Annotated in this window: 9 protein-coding genes; 3 read left to right on the top strand and 6 right to left on the bottom strand. The window is 41.9% G+C overall.

Going from position 1 to position 8448, the window contains the following annotated elements; genetic code table 11:
• Positions 1–166 precede the first annotated feature (166 nt).
• From G1O98_RS34895 to sufB, 4 genes are all read right to left on the bottom strand, one after another.
• Positions 167–1429 (bottom strand): cysteine desulfurase, encoded by a 1263-nt coding sequence (locus G1O98_RS34895; protein ID WP_163938396.1) that lies wholly within the window; start codon positions 1427–1429, stop codon positions 167–169.
• Between the two features lie 15 nt (positions 1430–1444).
• Entirely contained in the window at positions 1445–2836 is a 1392-nt protein-coding gene (gene sufD, locus G1O98_RS34890; RefSeq protein WP_163938393.1) for a Fe-S cluster assembly protein SufD, read from the bottom strand.
• Complete coding sequence (sufC, locus tag G1O98_RS34885) at positions 2836–3627, bottom strand: Fe-S cluster assembly ATPase SufC (RefSeq protein WP_163938390.1); 792 nt, start codon at positions 3625–3627, stop codon at positions 2836–2838. The genes sufD and sufC overlap by 1 nt, the downstream gene beginning before the upstream one ends.
• A 105-nt stretch (positions 3628–3732) precedes the next feature.
• Positions 3733–5172: a Fe-S cluster assembly protein SufB gene (gene sufB / locus G1O98_RS34880; RefSeq protein ID WP_109009508.1), complete on the bottom strand. Its 1440-nt coding sequence runs from the start codon at positions 5170–5172 to the stop codon at positions 3733–3735.
• A 250-nt stretch (positions 5173–5422) separates the two neighbouring features.
• Between sufB and sufR the strand changes: the two genes are divergently transcribed.
• Together sufR and G1O98_RS34870 are read left to right on the top strand one after the other, a co-directional pair.
• Positions 5423–6106, top strand: a complete 684-nt coding sequence (gene sufR / locus G1O98_RS34875; protein WP_163938386.1) for an iron-sulfur cluster biosynthesis transcriptional regulator SufR — start codon at positions 5423–5425, stop codon at positions 6104–6106.
• A 58-nt stretch (positions 6107–6164) separates the two neighbouring features.
• Complete coding sequence (locus G1O98_RS34870; protein ID WP_012411123.1) at positions 6165–6425, top strand: hypothetical protein; 261 nt, start codon at positions 6165–6167, stop codon at positions 6423–6425.
• 176 nt (positions 6426–6601) lie between these two features.
• Here the strand turns inward: G1O98_RS34870 and G1O98_RS34865 are convergent, their stop codons facing one another.
• A complete protein-coding gene (locus G1O98_RS34865; RefSeq protein WP_163938383.1) occupies positions 6602–6931 on the bottom strand; it encodes a general stress protein in 330 nt (109 codons plus the stop codon).
• Positions 6932–7378: 447 nt separating this feature from the next.
• Here G1O98_RS34865 and G1O98_RS34860 point away from each other — a divergent pair, with 447 nt between their 5' ends.
• The gene (locus G1O98_RS34860) at positions 7379–7540 is read left to right on the top strand and encodes a hypothetical protein (RefSeq protein WP_163938381.1); all 162 of its coding nucleotides are present in this window, start codon (positions 7379–7381) and stop codon (positions 7538–7540) included.
• 78 nt (positions 7541–7618) lie between these two features.
• On the opposite strand, the gene G1O98_RS34855 is transcribed toward G1O98_RS34860, so the two are convergent.
• Positions 7619–8251: a hypothetical protein gene (locus G1O98_RS34855; protein ID WP_163938379.1), complete on the bottom strand. Its 633-nt coding sequence runs from the start codon at positions 8249–8251 to the stop codon at positions 7619–7621.
• Between the last annotated feature and the right edge of the window lie 197 nt (positions 8252–8448).

Raw genomic sequence — 8448 nt, 5'->3', positions numbered from 1 at the left:
TATCCGACACACGACCTTTGATTTCCCCACCCTTCAAATGTACGGAGCTTTTTCAGAAATCAAATATTAGTCCTATATAAATAATCCAGATAATTAAATTGTGCCAAATATTAGCAAGATATTTTGCTGATATTTGGCACAATTAGTATCTGAATATTTTGTAACTTTAAGCAAGGAAACCTGCAAAAAAGTCGAGAGTTTCTTTCAGTGCTTTGATGAAAATATCAATTTCCTCACGGGTATTGTAGAAAGATAGACTTGCTCGTGCGGTTGCAGCAAGACCTAAGTAACGGTGTAATGGTTGAGTGCAGTGGTGTCCAGAACGGATGGCAACGCCTTCTTGATCTAATAATGTAGATAAGTCGTTAGCGTGGACTTCCCCGGCGGTGAATGACGCAAGAGCGGCTCTACCTTCACCTTTCGCATTTGGTTTGGGGCCGTAAATTCTAATTTGGGGAATTTGCTCTAATTGTTGGAACAAATAAGCGGTTAATTCTGCTTCGTAGGCGTGGATTTTATCCATGCCGATACTGCTAAGATAATCGATCGCAGCACCAAGTGCGATCGCTTCTCCAATTGCAGGTGTACCAGCTTCAAATTTATGCGGTAATTCTGCATAAGTAGAATGGTCTAAATACACCTCTGCAATCATCTCACCACCACCAAAAAATGGTGGCATTGATTCTAGCAATTCTAACTTGCCATACAGAAATCCTATCCCAGTTGGAGCGCACATTTTATGACCAGATGCTACCAACCAATCACAATCTATTTTTTGTACATCAACAGGGTAATGAGGAACACTTTGGCAAGCATCAACTAAGAATTTAGCACCGTAGCTGTGAGCGATCGCACCAATTTCTGACACTGGGTTAATGCAACCCAAAGTATTAGAAATATGCACTACCGATACTAACTTTGTCTTTTCGGAAATCAGCTTTTTAAACTGTTCCAAATCAAAAGTCTCTTCTGGTGTTAATTCTACAAATTTCAGTACTGCACCCGTTTTTTGTGCTACCAATTGCCAAGGTACAATATTACTGTGGTGTTCCATAACCGAGAGAATAATTTCATCTCCCGGCTGCAAATTATTCATTCCCCAGCTATAAGCGACTAGATTAATCGCTTCGCTTGCGTTGCGGGTGTAGACAATTTCCTGACGCGATGCTGCGTTGATGAATTTGGCAACTTTATCTCTAGCGCCTTCATAAGCATCAGTAGCTTTAGCACTCAGGGTATGGGCACCTCGATGCACGTTAGCATTATAGTGTTCGTAATAATCCCGCAGGGTATTTAATACGAACAAAGGCTTTTGCGATGTCGCCGCATTATCGAGATAAACCAAGGGTTTGCCGTTGACTTCCTGATGCAATATCGGGAAGTCAGCGCGAACTTTATCAGCAAGGGTTTTGGTAGGAGTAAAAGTCATTGGTAGATTACGTTATTACTCATTAGTCAGGGACTTGAGATTATTGACTGTGTTTAAAAGGATTTCTCGCAGAGAGGGAATCGGTATTTGGTTGATAACTTCAGCAGCAAAGGCGTTAATTAACAACTTCCGAGCATCGTTTTCATCAATTCCCCGACTTTGCAGATAGAATATTTCGTCATCTTCTAATTGGCTAACAGTAGCACCGTGAGCGCATTTGACATTATCTGCTGTAATTTCCAATTGGGGTTTGGTATCAACTCTGGCTTTAGACGATAGCAGCAAATTGCGATTCAACTGGGATGCATTTGTTAACTGCGCTAGTTTGGGTACAAAAACTTTACCATTGAACACCGCATGAGCGCGATCGCCTACAATACATTTATGCAATTGGTCACTTGTACCGTGAGGATAGTTGAGTGCGATCGCACTGTGAGTATCAGACAACTGCTTACCAGAAATTATCGTCAAACCATTGAGAGTAGTTTGTGTCTGCTCACCAGTTTGCAAAATCTCCAAATTGTGCCGTGACAACTTTGCACCTAAAGTTATGGCATGACAAGTATATCGACTATCACGAGCTTGGGTTACAGCAGTTTTACCTATATGAAAATCGGCCAGATATTCGCATTGAATGCGAGTGTGATTTACCTGAGCATTCTCTCCCAACCAAATTTCCGTTACTGCGTTAGTAAAGCCAACAAATTCTGGTGTGGTATTCTCTACAAAATTGCCTACAAGACCTGAAGGAGTTGTATACTCTTCAACTAAAATAAGACTGCTTCCAGCCTCAGCTACTACCAAACAACGCGGTAGAGAAAAAATTGAAGGTTCAGCCACAGTTACGAACTGTAAATGAATTGGCGTTTCCACTTCTACATTTTTGGAAACCCACACTACCGCTACATCATTTATGCCAGCAGTATTGAGCGCGGTAAATACTTCCTGCGCTCCTTCTGTTTGAGCTAAATACTGTTTTAAATGCTCACGATTATCCGCAGACAAGCTAGCTAAATTACTCACTTTAACGCCAGGTGGTAAGTTGGCAATTGCAGATAAAGTAGGTGCAAATTTGCCATTAACAAACACTAAACGACTTTTTAGTGCTTCTGGCAGTGATAAAGGTGTACCCTCTGCATTTGATATCTCGCCTGGCTGAAAATTAAATTGAATTTGCCGCAAAGACGACAAATCAGTAAATCGCCATTCTTCCTCGCGGGTAGTCGGGATAATCGAGTGACGTACCCAATTTGCAGCACTTTGGCGTAATTCCTGCAACCAACCTTCTGTTTTAGTTGCTGTTACTTGATTTAACAACCCAGTCAGATAATCATCTCTATCTAACATCGATGTCAAATTGACTGCATTTGAATTAGGTATTGGACTAGGAGATACTTGAATATTCATTACACACCCACCTCAGCAGCTGCAAACTCTTCTAGCACCCAGTCATAACCGCGAGACTCTAATTCCAGCGCCAGTTCTTTACCACCACTCGTAATAATCTGCCCCTGTGCCATCACATGCACAAAATCAGGCACAATATAATCGAGTAATCGTTGGTAGTGAGTAATCAAAATTGTCGAATTTTCTGGACTTGCCAGTTGATTTACTCCATTCGCCACAATTCGGAGTGCGTCAATATCCAAACCCGAATCAGTTTCATCCAAAATTCCTAACTTTGGTTCCAGCAGCGCCATTTGCAGAATTTCATTCCGCTTCTTCTCACCACCAGAAAACCCTTCATTCAAACTCCGACTGAGAAAACTGGCATTCATCTTCACCACATCCAGCTTTTGCTCAATCAAATCGTCAAAATCAAAAGCGTCTATTTCCTCTAAACCTTGCGCCTTCCGCCGGGAATTGTACGCCACCCGCAAGAAATCCAAATTGCTCACACCCGGAATTTCTAACGGATACTGGAACGCCAAAAATACACCACTTCTAGCGCGTTCCTCCGGCTCCAACTCCAGCAGATTCTGCCCCTGGAAAATCACCTCACCGCCAGTCACCTCATACGCCGGATGCCCAGCCAACACCTTAGAAAAGGTACTCTTACCAGAACCATTCGGCCCCATGATCGCATGAATTTCACCCGATCGCACCTCCAGATTCACACCCTTAAGAATTGGTGTCCCATCAACATTAGCCGTCAGATTTCGTACTGACAGCACAACTTCACTATTTTCAATAATCATCTTCTCTCCCTTCTCTCTTCGCGCTCTTAGCGTCTTCGCGGTTCGTTACTCTTCCAAAAGATAAACACAGAATGCCGATGTCCCTGTGTTTATCCTTGCTTCCATTTATCCAACACTGCCTTCCAACTTCAAACTCAACAACTTATCAGCTTCCACAGCAAACTCCATCGGTAGCTGATTGAAAACATCCTTACAGAAGCCGCTAATCATCATCGAAATAGCATCTTCTGAAGAAATACCCCGTTGAGCAAAGTAAAATAACTGATCTTCCCCAATCTTAGAAGTAGAAGCTTCATGCTCCACCTTCGCACCGTTATTTTGCACCTGAATATAAGGGAAAGTGTTGGCATGGGCATTATCCCCAATCAGCATTGAGTCACACTGAGAATAATTTCTCGCCCCTTTCGCCGTCGGATTGACTTTCACCAAACCCCGATAGCTATTACTAGAATTACCTGCGGAGATTCCTTTAGAAATAATTGTACTGCGGGTATTCTTACCTACGTGAATCATCTTACTGCCAGTATCAGCTTGCTGCTGATGATTTGTCAGTGCCACCGAGTAAAACTCACCCACAGAGTTATCACCCACCAACACACAGCTAGGATATTTCCAAGTAATTGCCGAACCTGTTTCTACTTGAGTCCAGGAAATCTTGGAATTTACGCCCTGACACAAACCGCGCTTGGTGACAAAGTTGTAAATACCGCCTTTACCGTTAGCATCTCCAGCGTACCAGTTTTGCACAGTGGAGTATTTAATTTCGGCGTTGTCGAGGGCGACGAGTTCCACAACTGCGGCGTGTAGTTGGTTGCTATCATACATCGGTGCGGTGCAACCTTCGAGGTAAGAAACATAACTACCTTCTTCGGCGACAATCAAAGTCCGCTCAAATTGTCCCGTGTCACCAGAGTTGATGCGGAAGTAGGTAGACAGTTCCATTGGGCATTTCACGCCTTTAGGAATATAGACAAAAGAACCATCGCTAAATACGGCGGCGTTCAATGCGGCAAAATAATTGTCAGCTATGGGAACAACGCTACCCAAATATTTTTTGATCAGTTCTGGGTGTTCTTGCAACGCTTCCGAAAACGAACAGAAAATAACGCCATCTTCCGCTAGCTTTTCTTTAAATGTAGTGGCGACAGAGACGCTATCGAAAATTGCATCAACGGCGACATTTGCCAGCCGCTTCTGTTCAGATAGGGAAATGCCTAACTTCTCGAAGGTTTCTAAAAGGGTTGGATCAACTTCGTCCAAGCTGTTTAGTTTTTCTTTCTTACGTTTTGGCGCTGAGTAGTAAATAATATCCTGATAATTTATTGGCGGATACTTGACATTCGGCCAAGTTGGTTCCGTCATTTTTTGCCACTGGCGATAAGCTCTGAGGCGAAAGTCCAGCATGAACTGCGGCTCGTTCTTCTTAGAGGAGATCAAGCGGATAACGTCCTCGTCTAGTCCACGCGGAATAGTGTCGGCTTCGATATCGGTGACAAAGCCGTACTTGTAGGGTTGGTTGACTAAGGTTTTGACAGTGGCACTCATCAGTAATAATCTCTCGTGTTCGGAACTTGAATCTCTCTATAAGGATGGGAGACGGGGTTTCTTTAGCCGATTCCCATCTACCGTTACGGAATGGTTACACGGCTGCTAGAATAGTGGTGGAGAGTAAAACAACAGCTATGTTGTTTAATCTATCTTCATTTTACGCTAAATTAACAACAACAATGTTGTCAAAGTCAAATTTTCAAATAAATTTTTGGGGCGTTCGCTAAACGTCTCGCACCACATGAAGATGGCGACTACCCACCAGTCCTCAACCAAGCAAGATATCCTTGAGTATCTGCACAAACACGAAAAAGCAACAGCTTTAGAGCTAGCTGAAGTTTTAGACGTTACCCCCCAAGCTATTCGTCGCCATCTCAAAGATTTGGAGACGGAGGAGCTAGTTTTGTATTCGACATCAGTGCAAGCGGCGGGGATGGGGCGGCCGCAGCATCTTTATGAACTGAGTCGTCAAGGACGCGATCGCTTGCATCGAACAATGAGCGATCGCTTTGGTGATGCAAGCGGAAATTTTGCGGTTTCGCTGCTAGACACCTTAGCCGAAACGGTAGGACATGACCAATTTAAATCGATTTTAGAGAAACAGTGGCAGCGCAAAGCCAAAGAATATCGCGATCGCGTCGGTAACGGTTCACTGCGAGAACGTGTAGCCAACTTAGTAGAGTTGAGAAAAGCGGAAGGCTTCATGGCGGAGTGTTACCCCGTTGATGTCAGTGACTCCTTTGAGAGCGATCGCTTTATCTTAATGGAACATAACTGCGCCATTTCCAACGTTGCCGAGTCTTTCCCCAGCATCTGTGGTCACGAATTAGAAATGTTTGCAGCCGTCTTACCAGATTGTACCGTAGAGCGCACCCACTGGATTATCGATGGCGAACATCGTTGTGGCTATTTAGTACAAGTTCGTCATTAGTCATTTGTGAAAACTACTACCCCCTCTTTAATAATCAACTAAATTTGAGATAGCGTTTATGGATGTACCAACACAGCAACCATCAGCACAATTTTTAACTCTGGAAGAGTCAGCGAAAGTAGACGCAGCGTTGTTGTCTTCCCCAGAAAAGTTTTTAACAAGATTGACAATTTCATCACTTAAGCTGTTGAAACATATCGCCCAAGAATATGGTGTTGTTATTGAAGATTTGACAGCACAGCAAATAATAGCCTGGTTTGAGAAAGATGGTAAAATCCGCCGTGAAGAGGGCATTGAAGGTTCATATCTTAAGTGGTGATCTGTAGTAGTAGAATTTGCATCTCATTGACTTTGAAAAAATATTCATATAGGATATCCCGCATCTAAAAAACATTATTGTTGCTTAGAAGCGGGATACTAACAGATAGGATATGTTGAAAATTATCCTAAACCGCAATATTAAAGTGAGAATCTTTTAAATGCTAGGCGATGAGTCTATTTATTTTTGTGACTTTGCCGCCCAGCCTCAGCATGTTGTTCTGGCGTGCCTCCTTGGGTACCTTTTTCTTCACTATCAGCATCATCACTATCTTGATTACGACCGCCACTGTGAGATTTCTTGCCACCCTTACGACCGATTTCAGCCATGTGTTCTCTATCCTCACTCACTGCTTCACCACCTTTGTGCCCAGCCTCACGAGCTTCTTCAGATGTAAATTCATGGGCGGTACCCTTCTCATGGGCAGCTTGTCCGCCCTTACTTGCTATTTCCCGTTGCTTGTCATCATCCATTGAAGCAAAACCACGTTTGCTTGTGTCTGCCATGATAGTACTCCTTGTAATTAACTAAAACTCTTGGTTTTTTAGCAATACAAAACCCTATATAGGTTTTGTATTAACACATTGACTTTTTTAATTTAGCTACTCAAATATTATAGATTCATGCTCCTTTAGTACGAAACATCCTATACTAGTATCCAACTTCGGATATACAACGAAAGTTGCTATTTACTTATAAATTTAGTATGTAAAAAATAGTGAAATAATGAATTACTTTTTTTTAATATCTGGTTAATATTGCGTAGTCTTATAAAGTAGTAAAAGTAAAATATTATCTTGAAAATGAAATTAATATTCCACTAGAACAGAAAGCATAGTATTAATTGTCAATGCTCCTGAGGCATCTGGATAGACATTCGTTTATTAGGTTTTTTCTTATATTCCAGCTAGAGTTCGCCAATTACCAATATTGCGGCTGTAAAACTTGAGCCAATGGCAGAGTACGGAGCAAAAACTATTTTTGCAAGTTTGGTTACAGTTGTTGATATCCTCCCAGTAACATCAATCGCTACTGTTTTAAGTTTAAGCCAAATTTTAGAAGCAATTGATAGTCGTATTTTGGCAACGGCAGAATCAATTGGATGCTACAAATAGCAATCTTAAATAATAAACAAAAAGCACCTTAAAAAAGTGCTTTTAAAGTTGATAAAATTTTGTTTGTCGAACAACTATTTAAGGATTGTAACTGTTAGCCCTAGGACTACGAGCTCCAGTTACGGCTCCAATCATTGAGGCTATTAAACCCAACAAAGAACCAAACACAAACCACCACAGTCCCGAACGCAAATTAGCAGCCGCATCACGAGCTTGTTGGGCAGTTATATTTGCTCGTGGTACATTAACACCACCTTGCTGTTGTACCTGGTTTATAACTTCTCCAGCGTTAGAAGCAGCAACACCAAAAGCCCCAGATACTCCACTTGCTAGCAACCATGAGCTAACTGCCAAAGTCGTTGCCCAAAGAATTGCACCATTAAGAAGAGCAGTATTACGGTTCATTGGTCCACAAGCACGGGCTGTAACCCAACCACCAGTAAATAAGGATATTAGCAAAGCGATAGTTGACCAAAGTCCTGCATTACCCGCAGCGTTAGGAGCAATTGATCTGGGCGCACCTGAACCTTCAACTGTGCCTGCTGCAACCGCACCAATTATAGCGCTTAAAATTAGTTGAGTAGCTAAAGATACTAGTAAACCCGAAATAATCGGCCCCCAGCGAACAAGGTCATGATACTCGGCTACTCGCCCTGCTACCACAGGGTCAGTAGAAATAACTTCATTACCTGTCCGATTTACGTATGACATAGTTTATGTTCTCCAGTACTGTTTCCGCAAACTTTATCTGAGGTATATTCATCTTTATGCTTAAAATTAAATAGCTAAATCATATAATTTTATATCTATCAATAGAAATAGTTATTTAATCTATCTTTAGTAATAAAATTCCAATTTGTTTAACAATTGTTTAACAATATTTAATCCAATAATTTTAGTATTTATTT

It is taken from the genome of Nostoc sp. UIC 10630 (assembly GCF_010747425.1).
GTDB lineage: Bacteria > Cyanobacteriota > Cyanobacteriia > Cyanobacteriales > Nostocaceae > Nostoc.
Note: the sequence above shows the minus strand (reverse complement) of the source record. Positions and strands in the feature narration are given on the sequence as shown.

What these genes read in the sequence shown, in the direction of transcription:
- G1O98_RS34860 (WP_163938381.1), top strand. Translation starts at nt 7,379, where the DNA reads ATGGCAGAGTACGGAGCAAAAACTATTTTTGCAAGTTTGGTTACAGTT.
- G1O98_RS34895 (WP_163938396.1), bottom strand. Translation starts at nt 1,429, where the DNA reads ATGACTTTTACTCCTACCAAAACCCTTGCTGATAAAGTTCGCGCTGAC.
- G1O98_RS34865 (WP_163938383.1), bottom strand. Translation starts at nt 6,931, where the DNA reads ATGGCAGACACAAGCAAACGTGGTTTTGCTTCAATGGATGATGACAAG.
- G1O98_RS34870 (WP_012411123.1), top strand. Translation starts at nt 6,165, where the DNA reads ATGGATGTACCAACACAGCAACCATCAGCACAATTTTTAACTCTGGAA.
- sufR (WP_163938386.1), top strand. Translation starts at nt 5,423, where the DNA reads ATGGCGACTACCCACCAGTCCTCAACCAAGCAAGATATCCTTGAGTAT.
- G1O98_RS34855 (WP_163938379.1), bottom strand. Translation starts at nt 8,251, where the DNA reads ATGTCATACGTAAATCGGACAGGTAATGAAGTTATTTCTACTGACCCT.
- sufB (WP_109009508.1), bottom strand. Translation starts at nt 5,172, where the DNA reads ATGAGTGCCACTGTCAAAACCTTAGTCAACCAACCCTACAAGTACGGC.
- sufD (WP_163938393.1), bottom strand. Translation starts at nt 2,836, where the DNA reads ATGAATATTCAAGTATCTCCTAGTCCAATACCTAATTCAAATGCAGTC.
- sufC (WP_163938390.1), bottom strand. Translation starts at nt 3,627, where the DNA reads ATGATTATTGAAAATAGTGAAGTTGTGCTGTCAGTACGAAATCTGACG.